Genomic DNA, 21,210 nt, shown 5'->3' on the forward strand with positions numbered 1-21,210 from the left:
ACTAATCCGTTATTGCTGTGAGTATTGTGGTTCTTCTTGTTGGACTTCTTCAACGCGTGGGTTTAAAGAATCGATAATCGTTTGCGTTTGCTCTGCAGCTGTTTGGAAAAGTTGCTTTGCTTGTTGGTTATCCGTATCAAGAGCGAATCCCTCTAAGCTAGCTTGTGCACTTTTTAATCCAGAAACAGTTTGCTTTAGTTTTGTAATTACAGTCATTGAATGAAGCCTCCTTTGGAATATCAATTCAAAGGTTATAATTTGTGAGTTGGGGTGAATTTATGATTGGAAAATTTAGGGGGTAGTACTTTGTTAATATATTCCTAACTAAGGTGCATAAAGGATTACAGGGATATTTTTATTGATTTAGATGGATTTTATTGCTATTATTATGAAAAGAAAATGAAGTATTTTCTATAATCATGCGCCCATAGCTCAGTCGGATAGAGCGGTGGTTTCCGGTACCACGTCTGCCGGGGGTTCGAATCCCTCTGGGCGCGTCAAAAAGTCCTAACTTACGTTTTGTAGGTTAGGATTTTTTTATTCCCCTCTTGTTATATCTAGTAATAAGATTTACTATTAGTACTTGATAACAATTTAGCAACTTATTATTTTCTTTCAATATTATTCAAATTTCGGTTGTAAGTTGTAAATCTCATTAATACATATAAACTAATAATATTTTGGAATGGGTGTCTGTGATAGCATTCTCCTTTTACCAAACTTATTGTACAATAGAAACAAGGGGGAGATTAGTTTGAAGGCAAGTCTTTTACAAGAACAAAGCTTACGTTTGGCAATGACACAAGAGTTAAGGCAAGCGATTACAATGCTCCAGTATAATGTACAAGAATTATCGGAGTTTTTGTATGAGCAATCGTTAGAGAATCCCCTTATTGAGTTAGGTGGTTTTGAGAGGGAGAAGAAAAAGAGCTCTAACAACAGTAAAAGTACCAGCAAACAAGTCGAGAATCAAATGGAAATCTACAGTGTGGATTCAACAACGATTCAGCAACATTTATTAAATCAAATACAGTATTATAAAATAGATGAAGAAGAGCGAAAAATAGCTTCTTTCATTATTATGAACATGGATGGAAATGGGTATTTACAAGAAACGAACGAAGAGTTAGCGGATCTCCTTTCCGCACCGATTCATGAAGTCGCCCGCTTTGTAGAGCTTGTCCAATCACTCGAGCCAGCAGGGGTAGGAGCGCGTAATATTCAGGAATGTCTAACTTTACAATTGAAGCGCTTACAAAGACGGAATGGATTAGCGGAAGAGGTTATAGAGGATCACTTCGCTTATTTCGTGAAGAAAGATTGGCGAAAGCTCGTTCAAGTGTTGAAGTGTAGTAATGAAGAATTGCAATCGGCGGTGAACTGTATTACGTCATTACAGCCGAAACCAGGTCTTGCGTTTTCTTCTGATAAACCGCTTTATATTGTGCCTGATATGGCGGTGAAAAAAGATGGTGATCGTCTCGTTTTACAAATGAACGAGAGAAATATGCCGAGAATTGAAATTCATTCTGAGTATAGTGCGCTTCTGAATAATAGTGAAAGTGAAGTAGCATCTTATGTATCAGAAAAGTATCAGCATGTGCAGTGGATTATGCGCAGTTTAAAACAGAGAAAACAAACGCTTCTGCAAGTGATGACTATTATTATGGAAAAACAACGTGATTTCTTCTGGGAAGGTCCAGAATATTTAAAACCGCTTGCTTTAAAAGAGGTAGCGGAAGAGTTAAGTGTGCATGAATCTACAATTAGTCGTGCAACGCGAAATAAATATGTGCAAACACCACATGGTTTATTTGAGATGAAATCTTTCTTTAGTAATGCTGTTTCGACTACTGAAGATGAAGCAGTTTCTACAAAGCGTGTGAAACGATTTATCCAAACGCTTGTTGAGGCGGAGAATAAGAAAAAGCCACTTTCAGATCAAAAGATTTCAAAATTATTAGAAGAAGAGCATGAAATCGTTATTTCTCGAAGAACAGTGGCGAAGTATAGAGAACAAATGCACATTCCAGCGTCATCATTACGAAAAACGATCGGATAGGTGAAGAATATGAAAGTTGTACTGTATACAAAAAAAGATTGTGGCCTTTGCGTGCAGGCGAAACAAGTTTTAGAGGAAGTACAATGTGAATATTCTTTTCAAATCGAGGAAATAAATATATATGAAGATAATGACCTTTTAGAAAAATATCACCTAATGATTCCGGTGGTAGAAATAGGCGGAAAACAAGTAGAATATGGTAACATTCACAAAGGTGTCATAATAAACTATATAAAGAATGCAGTTAAGAGTTGAATAAGTTTCTATCTCCTGTTACAATAATACACGTAGCAGGGATTATTTTTTTAACCTATGTGGGACACAAAATGTCACTACGGGACGTAAAGTGACCACGAGGAAAAATGAACCAATGTAGTGAGGAGAAAAGATATGCGCTCATGGATTCAGAACACAAAAAAATTATTACCTGATCTGCTACCTGTTATGCAAACGAGAATGCAAATTCTTCAATACATTAGGCTCATGCAGCCGATTGGAAGAAGAAACTTGTCAGCAAGTCTCGGTATGACAGAACGAGTATTGCGAAGTGAAGTTCAAGTTTTGAAAGAACAAAACTTAGTTCACGTCGCTTCTTCTGGAATGACTTTGACAGAAGAAGGAACAGCTTTAGTTCTTGCTTTGGAAGACTTTATGAAAGAAATTTCCGGGTTAAAGGTTTTAGAAAAGCAACTTAAGGAAACATTAGACTTGGATGAAGTTTTCGTTGTCCCTGGTGATAGTGATGAATCACCTTGGGTCAAACTGGAGATGGGCCGTGCTTGTGTGACTTGTATAAAAGACCGTCTGACAGCGAATAATATCGTTGCTGTGGCTGGAGGAACTACGCTAGCTGCTGCTGCGGACATGATGCAGCTTGATTGCAAAGATTTACATATGCTATTTGTCCCAGCGCGTGGTGGAATTGGAGAGGGTGTCGAATTAGAAGCCAATACCATTTGTGCCAAGATGGCACAAAATACGATGAGTAATTATCGCTTATTGTATGTTCCAGACCATGTTAGTAGCGAAGCATATGCGTCTATTGTGACAGAGCCTTCCGTGAAAGAAGTTCTTGAGTTGATTCGATCTTCCAATATCGTCATTCATGGAATAGGTGATGCGTTAACAATGGCACGTCGCAGAAATACTTCAGAAGCAGATTGGTTAAAGATTCAAGCAAGCGAAGCAGTAGGTGAAGCTTTCGGTTACTACTTTAATGAACAAGGAAATGTTGTTCATAAAGTAAGAACAGTTGGTATGCAACTTGAGGATTTACAACATGTATCTCACGTTGTTGCAGTCGCTGGAGGTTCTTCAAAGGCAAAGGCAATACAGGCTGTAATTAAACAAGGGCACACTTCAATTCTAATTACAGATGAAGGTGCAGCAAAACAGTTAACAAAGGGTATTACCCTTTAATATAATCCCCCAAGGAGGAAATTCAAATGACTAAAATTGGTATTAATGGATTTGGACGTATCGGACGTAACGTATTCCGCGCAGCTCTTAACAACTCTGAGGTAGAAGTAGTAGCAATCAACGACTTAACAGATGCTAAAACATTAGCTCACCTTTTAAAATATGACACAGTTCACGGAACTTTAAATGCAGAAGTATCTGCTAACGAAAACAGCATCGTTGTTAACGGTAAAGAAATTAAAGTTATCGCTGAGCGTGACCCAGCTCAATTACCATGGAGCGACTACGGAGTAGAAGTAGTAGTAGAATCTACTGGCCGTTTCACTAAAAAATCAGACGCTGAAAAACACTTAGGTGGATCAGTTAAGAAAGTTATCATCTCAGCTCCAGCTTCTGACGAAGATATCACTGTAGTTATGGGTGTTAACCACGAACAATACGATGCAGCTAACCACAACGTAGTATCTAACGCTTCTTGTACTACAAACTGTCTAGCTCCATTCGCTAAAGTATTAAACGAAAAATTCGGCGTAAAACGCGGAATGATGACAACAATTCACTCTTACACTAACGACCAACAAATCTTAGACTTACCACACAAAGATTTACGTCGTGCTCGTGCAGCAGCTGAAAACATGATCCCAACATCTACTGGTGCAGCTAAAGCTGTAGCATTAGTATTACCAGAACTTAAAGGTAAATTAAACGGTGGCGCTGTACGTGTTCCAACTGCTAACGTTTCTCTTGTTGACTTAGTTGTTGAACTTGACAAAGAAGTAACAGTTGAAGATGTAAACGCAGCATTCAAAGCAGCAGCTGAAGGCGAATTAAAAGGTATCCTTGGATACAGCGAAGAGCCATTAGTATCTATCGACTATAACGGATGTACAGCTTCTTCTACAATCGATGCATTATCTACAATGGTAATGGAAGGTAACATGGTTAAAGTACTTTCTTGGTACGATAACGAAACTGGTTACTCTAACCGCGTAGTAGACCTAGCAGCATACATGACTTCTAAAGGTCTTTAATTCTTAATTATATAAGTAATCAATGACAAAACGAGGGAGAGGGTTTGTTCCCTCTCTCTCTTCTTTCGTTTTAAAAGCAAATGTGTTAAGCTTTTGAGTGGGTTTTGTCAATCCTAACTAGTAGTCGGAGGGAAATCCAATGAACAAAAAATCAATTCGTGACGTAGATTTAAAAGGTAAGCGTGTATTTTGCCGCGTTGATTTCAACGTACCTATGAAAGAAGGCAAAATTACAGATGAAACTCGTATCCGTGCAGCTCTTCCTACAATTCAATATTTAGTAGAGCAAGGTGCGAAAGTTATTTTAGCAAGTCACTTAGGCCGTCCAAAAGGTCAAGCAGTAGAAGAATTACGTCTTACTCCAGTAGCAGCACGTTTAGGCGAGCTTCTTGGTAAAGATGTTAAAAAAGCAGACGAAGCATTCGGACCAGTTGCACAAGAAATGGTTGCAGCAATGAACGAAGGCGACGTATTAGTTCTTGAAAACGTACGTTTCTATGCGGGCGAAGAAAAGAACGATGCAGAACTTGCGAAAGAATTTGCAGCTCTTGCTGATATCTTCGTAAACGATGCATTCGGTGCAGCTCACCGTGCTCACGCTTCTACAGCAGGTATCGCAGACTACCTACCAGCAGTATCTGGCTTATTAATGGAAAAAGAGTTAGATGTACTTGGAAAAGCACTTTCTAACCCAGAACGTCCATTCACAGCTATCATCGGTGGTGCGAAAGTAAAAGATAAAATCGGTGTAATTCGTCATCTATTAGACAAAGTAGATAACTTAATCATCGGTGGCGGACTTGCTTACACATTCGTTAAAGCTTTAGGTCATGAAATTGGTCTATCTCTATGTGAAGACGACAAGATTGAACTAGCAAAAGAATTTATGCAACTTGCAAAAGAAAAAGGCGTAAACTTCTACATGCCAGTTGATGTTGTAATCACAGAGGAATTCTCTGAAACTGCAACAACTCAAATCGTAGGTATCGACTCTATCCCTTCTAATTGGGAAGGCGTGGACATCGGTCCTAAAACACGTGAAATTTATGCAGATGTAATTAAAAATTCTAAGCTTGTTGTATGGAATGGACCAATGGGTGTATTCGAAATGACTCCATTCGCAGAAGGTACAAAAGCAGTAGGACAAGCATTAGCAGATGCAGAAGATACATACTCTGTTATCGGCGGTGGTGACTCTGCAGCAGCTGTTGAAAAATTCGGTATGGCTGATAAAATGAGCCACATTTCTACTGGCGGCGGTGCGTCATTAGAATTCATGGAAGGCAAAGAGCTTCCAGGTGTAGTTTGTCTTAACGACAAATAAGTAGCAGCCAAAGAAAAAGGACGGTGCAAAGCATGCGTAAACCAATTATCGCAGGTAACTGGAAAATGAATAAAACTCTATCTGAAGCAGTTAGCTTCGTAGAGGAAGTTAAAGGCCAAATCCCAGCAGCTTCAGCTGTTGATGCAGTAGTTTGCTCTCCAGCTCTATTTTTAGAGCGTTTAGTAGCAGCAACTGAAGGAACTGATTTACAAGTAGGTGCACAAAACATGCACTTCGAAAAAAATGGTGCATTCACTGGCGAAATTAGCCCAGTAGCACTTAGCGACTTAAAAGTAGGCTACGTAGTACTTGGCCACTCTGAGCGTCGTGAAATGTTTGCTGAAACAGACGAGTCAGTAAACAAAAAGACTCTTGCAGCATTTGAACATGGTTTAACACCAATCGTATGTTGTGGTGAGACTTTAGAAGAGCGCGAAAGCGGAAAAACATTTGATCTAGTAGCAGGTCAAGTGACAAAAGCACTTGCAGGTTTAACAGAAGAGCAAGTTAAAGCAACTGTTATCGCTTATGAGCCAATCTGGGCTATCGGTACAGGTAAATCTTCTTCTTCTGCAGATGCAAACGAAGTATGTGCGCACATCCGTAAAGTTGTTGCAGAAGCTGTTTCTACAGAAGCTGCAGAAGCTGTTCGTATTCAATACGGCGGTAGCGTAAAACCAGAAAACATTAAAGAGTATATGGCACAATCTGACATCGACGGCGCTTTAGTTGGCGGTGCTAGCTTAGAGCCTGCTTCGTTCTTAGGTCTTCTGGGGGCGGTAAAATGAGAAAGCCAACAGCTTTAATCATTCTTGATGGTTTCGGACTACGTGAAGAAACTCATGGGAATGCTGTAGCACAAGCTAAGAAACCTAATTTTGATGGTTACTGGAACAAATTCCCTCACACAACGCTTACAGCTTGTGGTGAGGAAGTAGGTCTTCCAGAAGGTCAAATGGGTAACTCTGAGGTTGGTCACTTAAATATCGGTGCTGGCCGCATCGTATATCAAAGCTTAACACGCGTAAACGTTGCAATTCGTGAAGGTGAGTTCGATCAGAACGAAACTTTCCAAAATGCAATTAAAAGCGTAAAAGAAAAAGGTACTGCTCTTCATTTATTCGGTTTACTTTCTGATGGTGGTGTGCACAGTCACATGAACCATATGTTTGCTCTTCTTCGCTTAGCAGCAAAAGAAGGCGTGGAGAAAGTTTATATCCATGCATTCTTAGACGGCCGCGATGTTGGACCACAAACAGCAAAAGGTTATATCGATGCAACAAATGAAGTAATTAAAGAAACAGGAGTAGGACAATTCGCGACTATCTCTGGTCGTTATTACTCCATGGACCGTGACAAGCGTTGGGATCGCGTGGAAAAATGTTACAGTGCTATGGTGAATGGTGAAGGCCCTACTTATAAATCAGCAGAAGAGTGTGTAGAAGACTCTTATGCGAACGGTATCTATGATGAATTCGTATTGCCGTCTGTAATTGTTAACGAAGATAACACGCCAGTTGCAACAATCAATGATGATGATGCAGTTATCTTCTATAACTTCCGTCCAGACCGTGCAATTCAAATTGCTCGTGTATTTACAAACGAAGACTTCCGTGAGTTCGATCGTGGTGAAAAAGTACCTCACATTCCTGAATTCGTTTGTATGACACATTTCAGTGAAACTGTAGATGGTTACGTGGCATTCAAGCCAATGAACCTTGATAACACATTAGGTGAAGTTGTTGCGCAAGCGGGATTAAAGCAACTTCGCATCGCGGAAACTGAAAAGTATCCGCACGTTACATTCTTCTTTAGCGGTGGTCGTGAGGCTGAATTCCCAGGAGAAGAGCGTATTTTAATTAACTCACCGAAGGTTGCAACGTATGACTTGAAACCTGAAATGAGCATTTACGAAGTAACGGACGCTTTAGTAAATGAAATCGAAAATGATAAACATGATGTTATCATTCTTAACTTTGCAAACTGTGATATGGTTGGCCATTCTGGGATGATGGAACCAACAATTAAAGCAGTAGAAGCAACTGACGAATGTTTAGGAAAAGTTGTAGAAGCGATTCTTGCAAAAGATGGTGTAGCACTTATTACTGCTGACCATGGTAATGCTGATCAGGAGTTAACTGCTGATGGTGGACCAATGACAGCTCATACAACTAACCCGGTTCCTTTCATCGTTACAAAAAATGATGTAGAGCTTCGTGAAGGTGGTATTTTAGGAGATATCGCTCCAACAATGCTTACGCTTTTAAATGTGGAACAACCGAAAGAAATGACAGGTAAAACAATTATTAAATAATTTGCTTATATAAAAAGGAGAGAATTTATTATGTCAACAATTATTGATGTTTATGCTCGCGAAGTCCTTGACTCTCGTGGTAACCCAACTGTAGAAGTAGAAGTTTACACAGAAAGCGGCGCTTTCGGACGCGCTATCGTACCAAGTGGTGCATCTACTGGTGAGCACGAAGCAGTAGAATTACGTGACGGTGACAAATCTCGTTACCTTGGTAAAGGTGTTCTAAATGCAGTAAACAACGTTAACGAAGCAATCGCTCCAGAAATCGTTGGTTTCGACGTAACTGACCAAGCTGGTATCGACCGTGCTATGATCGAATTAGATGGCACTCCAAACAAAGGTAAACTAGGCGCTAACGCTATCCTTGGTGTATCTATGGCAGTAGCTCACGCAGCAGCTGACTTCGTAGGTCTTCCATTATACCGTTACCTTGGTGGATTCAATGCAAAACAATTACCAACTCCAATGATGAACATCATCAACGGTGGTTCTCACGCTGATAACAACGTAGACTTCCAAGAGTTCATGATCTTACCAGTTGGTGCTCCAACATTCAAAGAATCAATCCGTATGGGTGCTGAAGTATTCCATGCACTTAAAGCTGTATTACATGACAAAGGTCTTAACACTGCAGTAGGTGACGAAGGTGGATTCGCTCCAAACCTTGGTTCTAACCGTGAAGCATTAGAAGTAATCATCGAAGCTATCGAAAAAGCTGGTTACAAAGCTGGCGAGAACGTATTCTTAGGAATGGACGTTGCTTCTTCTGAGTTCTACAACAAAGAAACTGGTAAATATGACCTTGCAGGCGAAGGCCGTACTGGCTTAACTTCTGCAGAAATGGTTGATTTCTACGAAGAGCTTTGCAAAGACTTCCCAATCATCTCTATCGAAGATGGTTTAGACGAAAACGACTGGGATGGTCACAAATTATTAACTGAGCGTATCGGTGATAAAGTACAATTAGTTGGTGACGACTTATTCGTAACTAACACTCAAAAACTTGCTGAAGGTATCGAAAAAGGTATCTCTAACTCAATCTTAATTAAAGTTAACCAAATCGGTACTTTAACTGAGACTTTCGAAGCTATCGAAATGGCTAAACGTGCTGGTTACACAGCAGTTGTATCTCACCGTTCTGGTGAAACTGAAGATGCTACAATCGCTGACATCGCAGTTGCAACTAACGCTGGCCAAATCAAAACTGGTTCTATGAGCCGTACTGACCGTATTGCTAAGTACAACCAATTATTACGCATCGAAGACGAACTAGGCGAAATCGCTGTTTACGATGGTATCAAATCTTTCTATAACATCAAACGATAATTGTAGAAAATAACGACAGACCGTGAGAAATCACGGTCTGTTTTTTTATGCTAAAATTGCTCACCTGTCATAAGTGACATGAAATGTTTAAAGAAGCGGTTATAATCAAAATCAATTGCGATTTGATGACTCGGCCAATCAATAAATGGCTTAAATTCTTCTAAAGAGCGAAATTCCCCTATGCTTGCTCCTTGTGCATAAGATTCTGTCATAACAACAATAGGTGACTTGTGATACGTAAACATAGAGTTATCAAGTAAAGCGAGTATTGGTATTGTGTCATGGAAGGGGCTCCCCTTTAAATGCGGTAAGGCGTCTTTATAATATCCGTAGTAATAATGATCGAATAACGGTTTGACGAGTGGGGCTTTTCCTTTTGCTTCAATGTATTCAGCCATTTCTGGTGTAATGATGGAATACTGAGTGACGTTTAATGGATAGATGTACATGTTAGGTGAGGATTGAAGGATTATATTAGCGGCAGTAGGATCGCCATAAAAGTTTGCTTCGGAAATAGGGGTAACATTACCAGGATGTAAAAAGGCACCACCCATTACGTAGTAAGATTTAACTTGCTTCATGAGCTGTTTACATAAGATGAATAAAATTGCTAGGGAGGTAAGTCTGCCTAAACTCACAATGATTAATTCATCTTTATACTGTTCAATAAGAGGAATAACTTCGAAAAAATTCTCCATTTCTCCGTTAGTCACATGTCCCTTTGGAATAATTGGCCCGAGCCCCTGTTTCCTGTGTACTTCCGTAAAGAAAGCAGGAGGGGCACCAGTAAGCGGTTGTTCTGAACCACCAAATACCTTAATATTTCTATTTTTTGTTTCGTGCTTAAGAAAATGAGCATTTTGTACGGCCATTTCTTTTGGAACATTGCCGTAATCAGCAACAATGCCGATGATTTCTATTTCATCGATAAAGAATGCTAAGAGGAGGGCCATCGCATCATCAATCCCAGGATCACAAAAAATAAGAACTTTTTTTGGCATATGTTCACCACCTATCTTATTTATGTATATGTAAGCTTAAGGATAAAAAGATTATTTTATTGAAATAACAACCTTATAAATTCAGAAAATAAAAACTTTTTATATTAGGTCAAGGTTTTTGACTTAATTTCTATGCGGAAATCCAGTCATATCAAGGTTGTAAGCGTCTAACATAAGCTGTTTTTGCTGTCAAGTTGATAAATTGCAGCTTTTTACAATTTATACTATGATAAAGATATTAAGAGAAGATCGTATAAACATGAGGGATGATGAACATGAAATTTACAAAGATTCTTGTCCAAATTGCTGCTCTTTACGTCTTTTATATGGTTGGAACTTGGGTACAAGAAGTGTTAAATATTCCGATTCCAGGAAGTTTGATTGGAATGTTTCTCTTACTTGTTTTACTTAGCCTAAAAGTCCTTCCAGTGAAATGGTTCGATTTAGGAGCAGAAACACTCGTTGCTATTATGCCGTTTTTATTAATTCCGCCAACGCTTGGCCTAATGAATTACGGTGCTTTTTTTATGAGTAAAGGAATTTCTCTTTTCATTACAATTGTAGCGAGTACATTTTTAATTATTATTGTCGCAGGACATACAGGACAATATCTTGCGAATAGAAAGGAAAGAGAGTCGCGATGAGCCAAATATTAATCGGAATCGGTTGGGTTCTTTTTACGGTGCTATTATACCAATTATCTAAAAAAATCTATAAATTATTTCCAACACCATTCACCATTCCAATGCTTGTAGCAACAGGATTAATGGCTTTCTTATTTATCATGCTTGATATACCATATCAACATTATATGGAAAGCGGTGGTGGCTGGATTGCAAAACTGCTCGGACCCGGTGTTGTAGCATTTGCAATTCCTCTTTATAAGCAACGTCACGTTCTGCAAAAATATGTTGTACCGATTGCTGGTGGCGTATTAGTAGGGACAACAGTTGCAATCGCAAGTGATTTTGCCATTGCATCACTTATGGGAACAGATAAAAGCTTAATTTTATCTTCTTTACCAAAATCGGTGACAATGCCAGTTGCGATGAGTGTTTCAGAGCAAGTTGGTGGTGTACCGTCATTAACAGCAGCTTTCGTTGTTATCGCAGGTATTACTGGAACGATTACCGGCCCACTTTTATTAAAATGGAGCCGCGTTACAAACTCAGTTGGTAAAGGTATCGGATTTGGATGTGCTTCTCATATTATGGGTGTAATGAGAGCGATGAAAAATAATGAACATGAAGGTGTTATTGGATCGGTAACAATGACATTAACAGCAATTTTGACATGTTTGCTCGGGCCGTTATTTGCAATGATGTTTATGTAATAGAAGAAAAGCGAGAGCGACTCTATAGCTCTCGCTTTTCTATAGAATTTATGCTACAGTTAAAATAACTGAATCTTTGTAGGAGGTACGCCAAGTGCATACGTTATTATCCGTTTTACTTATTATTGTATCGATTTTAATGATTGTTATGGTACTTATGCAGTCTAGTAATAGCTCAGGCCTTTCAGGTGCAATTTCAGGCGGTGCAGAGCAATTATTTGGTAAGCAAAAAGCACGTGGAATTGAAGCGGTATTAAACCGTATTACAATTGTTTTAGCTGTTCTATTCTTCGTATTAACAATTGCTGTTACGTACTTAAATTTATAGAATTGAAAGAAGAAGCGTTAGTAAGATGTACTAATGGTTCTTCTTTTTTTATTTTGCCATTTGAAAGATGTTTCTAATTAGATTATAGAAATATAAATATGGTACACTAGATATAGAAAGAATACGACTAGATTACAGAAGAGAAAGAGGAGAAGTACATGATGAAATTAGCATCTCCGAAACCATTTACATTTGAGGGTGGAGACCGCGCTGTTTTATTACTACATGGTTTCACAGGAAACTCAGCTGATGTACGTATGTTAGGGCGTTTCTTAGAGAAGAAAGGCTACACTTGTCATGCGCCAATTTATAAAGGGCACGGTGTACCACCAGAAGAGCTTGTTCATACAGGTCCTGAAGATTGGTGGCAAGACGTAATGGAGGCATATCAGCTTTTAAAAGATAAAGGCTTTGAGAAAATTGCTGTTGTTGGATTATCACTTGGCGGCGTATTTTCTTTAAAATTAGGTTATACAGTACCTGTTTTAGGTGTAGTACCAATGTGTGCACCAATGTATATTAAGAGTGAAGAAACGATGTACCAAGGTATATTGGCATACGCCCGCGAATATAAAAACCGTGAGCAAAAATCACCAGAGCAAATCGAACAAGAAATGTTGGAATTCCAAAAGACACCGATGAATACATTAAAAGCATTACAACAATTAATTGCTGACGTACGTAACAATGTGGATATGATTTATGCACCTACATTTGTTGTACAAGCACGTCATGATGAAATGATTAATACAGATAGTGCTAACATTATTTATAACGGTGTAGAATCTACGTTAAAAGACATTAAATGGTATGAAGACTCTACGCATGTCATTACACTTGATAAGCAACGTGACGAGCTACATGAGGATGTATATAACTTCTTGGAGCAACTAGATTGGTAAGATCTAGTTGCCTCTTTTTTTCATAAGGAATTTTTTGTGAAAACTGTAAAAATCATTAGGGGAGTATTAAATTTTCGCTTTATACATCCCCAGTCTTTCGGATACACTAAATAATATAAGGGTTTAAAGGAGGTATTTCTGCTTGGAAGAAATCATACAAGAAAATATTGATAAGTTGTTGTTATTTATGAGAGAAGAAGCGTATAAACCGTTAACAATACAAGAGTTAGAAGAGGCATTTGGAATTGAAGGGTCTGAGGGCTTTAAAGATTTTGTAAAGGCGCTTGTAATGATGGAAGAGAAGGGACTTGTTATTCGCACACGTAGTAACCGTTACGGTCTTCCTGAAAAGATGAATTTAGTACGCGGTAAATTAATTGGACATGCACGTGGCTTTGCATTCGTTGTACCAGAAGAGAAGAAAACCGGAGACGATGATCTTTTCATCCCACCTACAGAGTTAAACGGTGCACTTCATGGCGATACAGTATTAGCGCGTGTTAGCGCACAATCAAGTGGATCACGCCAAGAAGGTTCAATTGTACGTATTTTAGAGCGCGGCACGAAAGAACTAGTTGGTACATATACAGAATCGAAAAACTTTGGATTTGTTGTACCTGACAATAAGCGCTGGACGAGTGATATCTTTATCTTGAAAAGTGCATCAATGGGTGCTGTCGAAGGCCATAAAGTAGTTGTGAAAATTACGAGTTACCCAGAAAATCGTTTAAGTGCAGAAGGTGAAGTTATTCAAATTCTAGGTCATAAAAATGATCCAGGAGTAGATATTTTATCAGTTATTCATAAACATCATCTACCTTTAGCATTCCCTGAAGAAGTGATGGAGCATGCAAACAGTGTACCAGAAACGATTTCAGAAGAAGATTTAAAAGATCGCCGTGATCTGCGTGACCAAATGATCGTAACGATTGACGGTGCAGATGCGAAAGATTTAGATGACGCTGTTACAGTAACGAAGCTCGAGAACGGTAACTACAAGCTTGGCGTTCATATTGCGGATGTAAGTCATTACGTTCAAGAAGGTTCTCCAATTGATGTAGAAGCAGCGGAAAGAGCAACGAGTGTATATCTTGTTGACCGTGTAATTCCGATGATTCCGCATCGTCTATCTAACGGTATTTGTTCGTTAAACCCGAAAGTAGACCGTCTGACGTTATCTTGTGAAATGGAAATTAACAACTTAGGTGATGTTGTAAAGCATGAGATTTTCCAAAGTGTGATTAAAACGACAGAGCGTATGACGTATGCTGACGTAAGAAGCATTTTAGAAGATGAGGACGAAGAGTTAATCAAACGCTATGAGCCGCTCGTACCGATGTTTAAAGAGATGGGTCAATTGGCGCAGATTTTACGTGAAAAACGTATGCGCCGCGGTGCAATCGACTTTGACTTTAAAGAAGCGAAAGTATTAGTAGATGAAGAAGGTAAACCGACAGATGTTGTCATGCGTGATCGTTCTGTATCAGAGAAGTTAATTGAAGAATTTATGCTTGTTGCGAACGAAACAGTAGCAGAGCATTTTCACTGGATGAACGTACCATTCATGTACCGTGTCCATGAAGATCCGAAAGAAGATAAGCTGGAACGTTTCTTCGAGTTTGTAACAAACTTCGGATATGCAGTAAAAGGACGTGCGAATGAAATACATCCTCGTGCGCTGCAACAAATTCTTGAAATGGTTCAAGGACAGCCTGAAGAAGTAGTTATTTCAACAGTAATGCTTCGTTCAATGAAGCAAGCGCGTTACGATGCGGATAGCTTAGGACATTTCGGTTTATCAACTGAGTTCTACACACATTTCACATCACCAATTCGTCGTTACCCAGATACAATCGTTCATAGATTAATTCGTGAATACATCATTAACGGTAAAGTCGACAATGAAACACAAGCAAAATGGCGTGAAAACTTACCTGAAATTGCAGAGCATTCTTCTAATATGGAACGCCGTGCAGTTGAAGCAGAACGTGAAACAGACGAAATGAAAAAAGCAGAGTATATGGTTGATAAAATCGGCGAAGAGTATGATGGTATGATTAGCTCTGTAACAAACTTCGGTTTATTCGTAGAGCTTCCAAATACAATTGAAGGTCTTGTACATGTTAGCTACTTAACAGATGATTACTACCGTTATGACGAGAAACATTTTGCAATGATCGGAGAACGTACAGGTAACGTATTCCGCATCGGAGACGAAATTACAATTCGCGTTATTAACGTAAACAAAGACGAGCGTGCAATCGACTTTGAAATCGTTGGCATGAAAGGTACGCCTCGTCGTAAGTTCAAAGATCGTCCAGTCGTTATCGAACAGCCAAGAACAGGCAGAAAGAAACGCGGTGGACGTAGCGAGCGTAGTGATGAGCGCGGCGGAGAACGTGGTACAGGTAGGAAATTCGACCGTGGTGGCAAAGGAAAAGGAAGAGGATCAGCTTCTGCTTCCACTTCCACGTCCGCTAGTCAGCCAGGGAAAAAAGATGGTAACGGTAAGAAGAAAAAAGCATTCTTCGAAAATGTACCAGGATTCAAGAAGAAAAAGAAAAAGCGTAAGTAAGAAAAGGAGGGCTTCGCTTTGATAAAAAGCGGGGCTTTTCTTTTTTATTGGTGGCTTGAGAGCGAGCCACTTTTGCTTTTTAATGGAATCCAGCTACAGTGGCTAGAATGTTCGGCGGCTTCGCTTCCTCCCAAGAGGCAAAGAGCGCCTCAAGGTCAGAAGCTCCATCCACCTTACATTCTGAGCGAGCCACTTTCGCTTTTTAATGGAATCCAGCTACAGTGGCTAGAATGTTCGGCGGCTTCGCTTCCTCCCGAGAGGCAAAGAACGCCTCAAGGTCAGAAGCTCCATCCACCTCACATTCTGAGCGAGCCACTTTCGCTTTTTAATGGAATCCAGCTACGGTGGCTAGAATCTATTGGCCATTTCACTCCCTCGGACGAAGCAAAAAGCGCTTCTCTGTCGGGAGTTCCAATGTTCAACGATTCTGAGCGAGCCACTTTCGCTTTTTATTAACATTTGTTACAATAGTAAAAATAGAGGAGGGACGTTATATGCCAAAGGGTTCAGGTAAGGTTATTGCACAAAATAAAAAAGCATTTCATGATTATTTCATTGAAGAAACATACGAGGCAGGGCTTGTCCTTCAAGGAACGGAAATTAAGTCGATTCGCGCTGGACGCGTGAACTTGAAAGATGCGTTTGCACGTGTACATAATGGTGAAGTATGGGTACATAATATGCATATTAGTACGTACGAGCAAGGGAATCGTTTCAACCATGATCCGCTTCGCACGAGAAAGTTACTTCTTCATAAAAAAGAGATTGAAAAGTTAACGGGTGCTTCAAAAGAAACAGGCTATGCATTAGTTCCAGTTAGAATTTATTTAAAAAATGGATTCGCGAAAATGGCACTTGGTTTAGCAAAAGGTAAAAAGCAATATGATAAGCGTAACGATTTAAAAGAAAAAGAAGCAAAACGTGAAATTGCACGCGCGTTCCGTGATCGTCAAAAGATGTAATACAGATATTTACATTTGTAAAACGACGCGCGTATGTTATAATAACTTATGTAAGATTGTTGCACATTGAAAAACAGCTCTTAGTAGCTATCACGATATTTCTTCGTATGCTCCATTTTTATCATGGGGACGTTACGGATTCGACAGGGATAGTTCGAGCTTAGGTTGCGAGTCGAGGGGATCGGCCTCGTTAAAACGTCAAAGCCTATAATTGGCAAACAAAACAATCTTTCTTTAGCTGCTTAATTGCACTAAAGGTTCCTCCCTCCATCGTCCATGTGGTAGGGTAAGGGACTCAAACTAAGTGGACTACGCCGGAGTTCGCCGTCTGAGGGCGAAGGAAGAGAACAATCAGACTAGCAACTTGGAAGCCTGTCGATAGGCCGAAGAGTTCGCGAAATGCTAATATATCGACTACACTCGTAGAAGCTTAAGTGCCGATATTTTTGGACGTGGGTTCGACTCCCACCGTCTCCACCAATACATATTTGGTGGTTTTTTTATTTTGTATGATATGAACCATAACTTTGCCAGGCTGGCGGAGTTATGGTTCTTTTTGTTTGTGGTAAAGATATGCTTCAATATTAGTTTCTATTTAATAAGTTAAATAAATCGACATCTGTTATAAGAAGTGCCCACTTCACTTCTTTAAGATTTGTAGAAAGTATCGGGTATTTTTATTAATTTTACATATACATCATAGGAAGATTTTATAAAGTGATAATGAAGTTATTTAATTTAGGCATAAATCAATACAAGAGCATTGCTACATTGTATTCATGTGAATCTTCATAAACGGTCAGCTATATAATCTAAAAAAGTGTAAAATTATTTCAAGAAATCTTGTTGAATTGCTTCATAAAAACGACGAACCAATTCTTTATTCGCTTCAATTGACACGATAATCATTCTTCTTCTTTAAAATAATTACTACAATAACCATTCGTTTTTCACTTAGAATGTGTAAGATTTACCGTCGTCTGGTATTAACACATTAGACGTGATTCCTTTTTCATTAATAAAGTTCTTTAATTCTTCTCTGGACAATGCCCAGTGGTTTACAGCTTCCATGTGGACAGCAATAATTTTTGCGTTAGGAGCAACCTTATATACTTCATAGACGTCATCTTTCCCCATGATAAGAGAACCCCCTTCAAAGAATTGATTATCTCCCGCATTTACCACAATGATTTCCGGTTTATGTGTATCAATCACTTCTTGAATAGCTTCATACCACACCGTATCTCCAGCAACATATAATGTTTTCTCTGTTGAGTGTTTGAAGACAATGCCACATACTAGACCAGCAAGTTCAAGTATTTGGTCTCTTCCATGTTCACCTTTTGTTTTAATTAATTGGATACCTTCAAAGACAGTATCCTCTTGTAAAACTTCTACACTTTGAAAACCATCATTTCGAATTTCTGTCGCATCTTCCTCGTTTTGGGCGAATATTTTAACCTCCTTTGGTAATGCTTCTTTAGCGGCATCATCCCAATGATCATAATGCAAATGAGTGACAATGACTGCATCAATATTTTGAATAATATTGTCAATAGATGTAGGTAAGCTTACCAAAGGATTATTTTGATCTTGTCTTGGTGCATTTGGAAAAGGTGGGTAAGTCCCTTTTTCTGCTAACATTGGATCGATTAAAAACTTTTTTCCTGCATATTCAACGACTATAGTCGCATTTCGAATTTGTTGTATATTCATATTCATTAACTCCTTTGCCTCTTGTTTATTAACTTACTTGTTGTTAGTGTATACTACGAGCATTATTCATTTACATAGATAAAATCAAGTGTTTTTGTAGTTTGCCTTGAATTTTGAAAGAATTAATATATTTTTGTGTTCGTAATTATTAAATAAACTAAACTGCATTCTAATTGGAGAAAATGTAGAGATTCATTTACATAAAAGTTTGTAAAACTTCTTTGAAAGGATTTGATTTCATGCTGGATCACACAGATGTACAAATATTAGAAGAGTTATCTAAAAATAGTCGTATCACAATGAAGGAATTAGGGGAGAAAGTTCATTTAACAGGACAAGCTACCGCATCTAGAATTACTAAATTAGAGGATAATGGAGTGATTGAAGGTTATAGCATTAAAGTAAATCAAGGTAAATTAGGTTGCTTTATGCATGCTTTTATTAATATCTATATAAAAGATACACATCATCAGCCGTATCTCTCATTTATTAAAACACAAGAGAGACACGTCATAAATAACTATAAAATTAGTGGGGATGGTTGTTATCTTCTTGAATGCAGGTTTCCCTCTAATGAATCATTAGATCAATTTTTAATGGGTTTAAATAAGCATGCAAACTATAAACTATCCATTGTGATTAAGAAATAATGCGGTATTAAAAATGAACTAGCGGAAACTTGAAGAAACACAGAGGTGACAAACCTCTGTGTTTTTAAATATATTTAGTGTAAGTTAATTTGTACTTTCCGGCATGGTTGCTCCTTCTCTGCCAAAATGAGAGAATTAACTAGCAGCAAATTTATGGGTTAATAAAAGACTTTTGGCCATTTTACGATTCTTGTTACATTTTAAAGAACACATCACACTCAAGCTAGGAAAAGCAAATATCCCAAAACTAATAAATAATCTTTTTGGTACAAATTTGTGGGAAATTCATTCCGGTGAGACTACAAATTTTTGGTTCGGTGGGCATGTGGAGTATCCCTACTAGGCGAATTTTAACCTGGAAAGTTCGAATTTCTGTACATTAAGTAAAGTGAATTTTTATTCGCGTGATTCTTATTATCTGAAATTAATAAAGTATGTTATACCCTCTTCTTTAAGAACGTTTCCATAATATCCTTTTTGAATCTTTCATAATCAAACTGAAAAGCTACATTATGTATTTTATAGCCTGGATTAGAAACAAAGCGAAAGTCTGCAATGCTTTGACCAAATCCTTCTCCTTGATCAGGAATTACTTTAATGGGTACTCTTGAAAGGCTAACAGCCTCTTGATTCAGCAAATACCACACTGTTACAAAATCATGCATAGGACTTCCGTTTATACCAGGATTAGACTTGGAGTAGAAATTATAATAATAGTCTAGCATAGGCTTGATGATGAGTCCTGCAAGATCCTGTGTATTCCGATGAAATGTATCAATTTGCTGGACCATTTCGGGTGTAACAATCGCATGTTGAGTCACATTTAAAGGAATAATTGTCAAATTCTTTGCATGCTGCAGAATTAGGTTTGCTGCATAAGGATCTGAGTAAAAGTTAGCTTCAGCCACGGCAGTTACGTTACCTGGATGGAAAAAAGCCCCTCCCATGCAAATGCATTCTCTAACGTTTCGCATTGTTTCTAAATTCAGTACAAAAGTCGTAGCTAGCGAAGAAAGTCTTCCTAAATTGATAATTGTAAGATCTTCTAAATTTGATTGTATAATTTGATAAATATCATTTAATTAAAAGATGAATGCAAAAAAGGGAAATGAAAATATAAAAACCACTATAACTATTGCAGAGGTTTCTGTTAATGTACAAGAGAATAGTTAGTTTGTTTCCGAATTTTTCCTAAACATATAATTTGACAATCGGGTGGTACCCCCGAAATAGAAAATAAAGAAATGGTTATTGATGATAAGCAGTTAGATACTATAGCTACTCGTAAACACCCGATTGGTGAGTTCATATTGGAAATTCACTTTATTCAAATCTTAATATGTTTTGTGTTTTTATCTATATCTATTGTAAGATTATATAGAGTTCTCCTAATAAGCTTTTATAATGGATTTTTTAGGAATTTAATATTTATAAATCTTAAATTATTTTTTTGAGATAACTAAGTTATATTGAAGTAGAGGTGAACCATCGGTGAGGCAGGTGTTAGTAATTAAGAATGAACGGTCTTTAGCGAAGAAAATCGTAAGCGGTTTAACGCAAGAAGGCCATTTCATTTTAAAACTTCACAATGAAAACGAAGGTTTAAATATAATATATGAACAAGATTGGGATATTATCATATTAGATTGGGATTTATTAAGTATATCCGGACCAGAAATTTGCAGACAAATACGACTTGTTAAAATGACACCGATCATTATTGTGACCGACAATATTTCTAGTAAGGATTGCATAGCAGGGTTACAAGCAGGAGCAGATGATTATATTAGAAAACCATTTGTGAAGGAAGAATTAGTAGCAAGAGTTCAAGCTATTTTAAGAAGAAGTGACTATAACCAGCAAAATGAGACAAACTTTTTTCAGTTTAAAGATCTCTTTGTTGATGCATCTAGCAATATTGTGAAAAAAGGTAGCAAAAATCTCTCGCTTACGAAGCGCGAGTACGATTTACTTGTATTTTTAATTAAGAATAAAAATACAATATTAAGCCGTGAAATGCTTTTGAACCAGGTATGGGGATATGACGTAGTAGTAAATCCGAATGTAGTAGACTTATATATTGGGTATGTAAGAAAAAAGCTAAAGTGCGAGAAGAAAGACAGATATATTCAAACGATACATGGTAGAGGTTATTCAATGATTGAATGATAAAAAATAAGATAATAGGTAACGCACAGTTCTAGCATAATAGCAAAACGAGTAAAACTATTTCATTTAGTTTTACTCGTTTTGCTATTAAATTTAAT

19 protein-coding genes, 1 tRNA gene, 1 other RNA gene and 1 pseudogene are annotated in these 21,210 nt (G+C 38.1%); 18 read left to right on the plus strand and 4 right to left on the minus strand.

What is annotated here, in order from left to right:
* Positions 1 to 9: 9 nt before the first annotated feature.
* On the minus strand, positions 10 to 216 hold the full coding sequence (locus QCI46_RS01750) for a DUF1657 domain-containing protein (protein ID WP_000216160.1): 207 nt from the start codon (positions 214 to 216) through the stop codon (positions 10 to 12).
* Positions 217 to 421: 205 nt separating this feature from the next.
* Here QCI46_RS01750 and QCI46_RS01755 point away from each other — a divergent pair.
* From QCI46_RS01755 to eno, 9 genes are all read left to right on the plus strand, one after another.
* Positions 422 to 497, plus strand: a tRNA-Arg gene (locus tag QCI46_RS01755).
* Between the two features lie 257 nt (positions 498 to 754).
* A complete protein-coding gene (gene rpoN, locus QCI46_RS01760; RefSeq protein WP_327959573.1) occupies positions 755 to 2,062 on the plus strand; it encodes an RNA polymerase factor sigma-54 in 1,308 nt (435 codons plus the stop codon).
* Between the two features lie 9 nt (positions 2,063 to 2,071).
* A complete protein-coding gene (locus tag QCI46_RS01765; protein WP_000869731.1) occupies positions 2,072 to 2,317 on the plus strand; it encodes a glutaredoxin family protein in 246 nt (81 codons plus the stop codon).
* 135 nt (positions 2,318 to 2,452) lie between these two features.
* Positions 2,453 to 3,481: a gapA transcriptional regulator CggR gene (cggR, locus tag QCI46_RS01770; RefSeq protein WP_001258183.1), complete on the plus strand. Its 1,029-nt coding sequence runs from the start codon at positions 2,453 to 2,455 to the stop codon at positions 3,479 to 3,481.
* Between the two features lie 26 nt (positions 3,482 to 3,507).
* Positions 3,508 to 4,512: a type I glyceraldehyde-3-phosphate dehydrogenase gene (gap, locus tag QCI46_RS01775; RefSeq protein ID WP_000161234.1), complete on the plus strand. Its 1,005-nt coding sequence runs from the start codon at positions 3,508 to 3,510 to the stop codon at positions 4,510 to 4,512.
* Between the two features lie 139 nt (positions 4,513 to 4,651).
* Complete coding sequence (locus QCI46_RS01780; RefSeq protein WP_001036332.1) at positions 4,652 to 5,836, plus strand: phosphoglycerate kinase; 1,185 nt, start codon at positions 4,652 to 4,654, stop codon at positions 5,834 to 5,836.
* Between the two features lie 32 nt (positions 5,837 to 5,868).
* Entirely contained in the window at positions 5,869 to 6,624 is a 756-nt protein-coding gene (gene tpiA, locus QCI46_RS01785) for a triose-phosphate isomerase (protein ID WP_001231043.1), read from the plus strand.
* Positions 6,621 to 8,150, plus strand: coding sequence for a 2,3-bisphosphoglycerate-independent phosphoglycerate mutase (gene gpmI / locus QCI46_RS01790; RefSeq protein WP_001231145.1), 1,530 nt, complete (start codon positions 6,621 to 6,623; stop codon positions 8,148 to 8,150). Before tpiA ends, gpmI begins: the two co-directional genes overlap by 4 nt.
* Positions 8,151 to 8,180: 30 nt before the next feature.
* Entirely contained in the window at positions 8,181 to 9,476 is a 1,296-nt protein-coding gene (gene eno / locus QCI46_RS01795) for a phosphopyruvate hydratase (protein WP_000103948.1), read from the plus strand.
* Positions 9,477 to 9,526: 50 nt separating this feature from the next.
* On the opposite strand, the gene QCI46_RS01800 is transcribed toward eno, so the two are convergent.
* Positions 9,527 to 10,477 carry a nucleoside hydrolase gene (locus QCI46_RS01800; protein WP_353839470.1) on the minus strand — a complete coding sequence of 317 codons (951 nt, stop codon included), beginning with the start codon at positions 10,475 to 10,477 and terminating at the stop codon, positions 9,527 to 9,529.
* Between the two features lie 275 nt (positions 10,478 to 10,752).
* Here QCI46_RS01800 and QCI46_RS01805 point away from each other — a divergent pair, with 275 nt between their 5' ends.
* The 7 genes from QCI46_RS01805 (at position 10,753) to ssrA (ending at position 17,057) form a co-directional block, all read left to right on the plus strand.
* Positions 10,753 to 11,121 (plus strand): CidA/LrgA family holin-like protein, encoded by a 369-nt coding sequence (locus tag QCI46_RS01805; RefSeq protein WP_000673225.1) that lies wholly within the window; start codon positions 10,753 to 10,755, stop codon positions 11,119 to 11,121.
* Positions 11,118 to 11,810 carry an LrgB family protein gene (locus QCI46_RS01810; protein ID WP_000078299.1) on the plus strand — a complete coding sequence of 231 codons (693 nt, stop codon included), beginning with the start codon at positions 11,118 to 11,120 and terminating at the stop codon, positions 11,808 to 11,810. Before QCI46_RS01805 ends, QCI46_RS01810 begins: the two co-directional genes overlap by 4 nt.
* Before the next feature lie 94 nt (positions 11,811 to 11,904).
* Entirely contained in the window at positions 11,905 to 12,138 is a 234-nt protein-coding gene (gene secG / locus QCI46_RS01815) for a preprotein translocase subunit SecG (RefSeq protein WP_000557263.1), read from the plus strand.
* A 161-nt stretch (positions 12,139 to 12,299) separates the two neighbouring features.
* Positions 12,300 to 13,040, plus strand: coding sequence for a carboxylesterase (gene estA, locus QCI46_RS01820; protein ID WP_000761972.1), 741 nt, complete (start codon positions 12,300 to 12,302; stop codon positions 13,038 to 13,040).
* Positions 13,041 to 13,182: 142 nt separating this feature from the next.
* A complete protein-coding gene (gene rnr / locus QCI46_RS01825) occupies positions 13,183 to 15,615 on the plus strand; it encodes a ribonuclease R (RefSeq protein WP_088064782.1) in 2,433 nt (810 codons plus the stop codon).
* A gap of 494 nt (positions 15,616 to 16,109) precedes the next feature.
* Positions 16,110 to 16,577, plus strand: coding sequence for an SsrA-binding protein (gene smpB / locus QCI46_RS01830; protein WP_001123908.1), 468 nt, complete (start codon positions 16,110 to 16,112; stop codon positions 16,575 to 16,577).
* A 125-nt stretch (positions 16,578 to 16,702) separates the two neighbouring features.
* Positions 16,703 to 17,057: a transfer-messenger RNA gene (gene ssrA, locus QCI46_RS01835) on the plus strand.
* A 474-nt stretch (positions 17,058 to 17,531) separates the two neighbouring features.
* Here the strand turns inward: ssrA and QCI46_RS01840 are convergent.
* Positions 17,532 to 18,293 (minus strand): MBL fold metallo-hydrolase, encoded by a 762-nt coding sequence (locus QCI46_RS01840; RefSeq protein ID WP_353839471.1) that lies wholly within the window; start codon positions 18,291 to 18,293, stop codon positions 17,532 to 17,534.
* A gap of 239 nt (positions 18,294 to 18,532) precedes the next feature.
* Between QCI46_RS01840 and QCI46_RS01845 the strand changes: the two genes are divergently transcribed.
* Positions 18,533 to 18,943, plus strand: coding sequence for an Lrp/AsnC family transcriptional regulator (locus QCI46_RS01845; RefSeq protein ID WP_137052369.1), 411 nt, complete (start codon positions 18,533 to 18,535; stop codon positions 18,941 to 18,943).
* A gap of 437 nt (positions 18,944 to 19,380) precedes the next feature.
* On the opposite strand, the pseudogene QCI46_RS01850 reads toward QCI46_RS01845, so the two are convergent.
* Positions 19,381 to 20,025 (minus strand): annotated as a pseudogene (locus tag QCI46_RS01850) (nucleoside hydrolase); the annotation flags it as partial.
* A gap of 409 nt (positions 20,026 to 20,434) precedes the next feature.
* Between QCI46_RS01850 and QCI46_RS01855 the strand changes: the two are divergent.
* Positions 20,435 to 21,112 (plus strand): response regulator transcription factor, encoded by a 678-nt coding sequence (locus QCI46_RS01855; protein WP_137052373.1) that lies wholly within the window; start codon positions 20,435 to 20,437, stop codon positions 21,110 to 21,112.
* Positions 21,113 to 21,210: the final 98 nt, after the last annotated feature.

The organism is Bacillus cereus group sp. RP32 (genome assembly GCF_040459735.1).
In the GTDB taxonomy this organism is placed as follows: Bacteria; Bacillota; Bacilli; order Bacillales; family Bacillaceae_G; genus Bacillus_A; species Bacillus_A wiedmannii.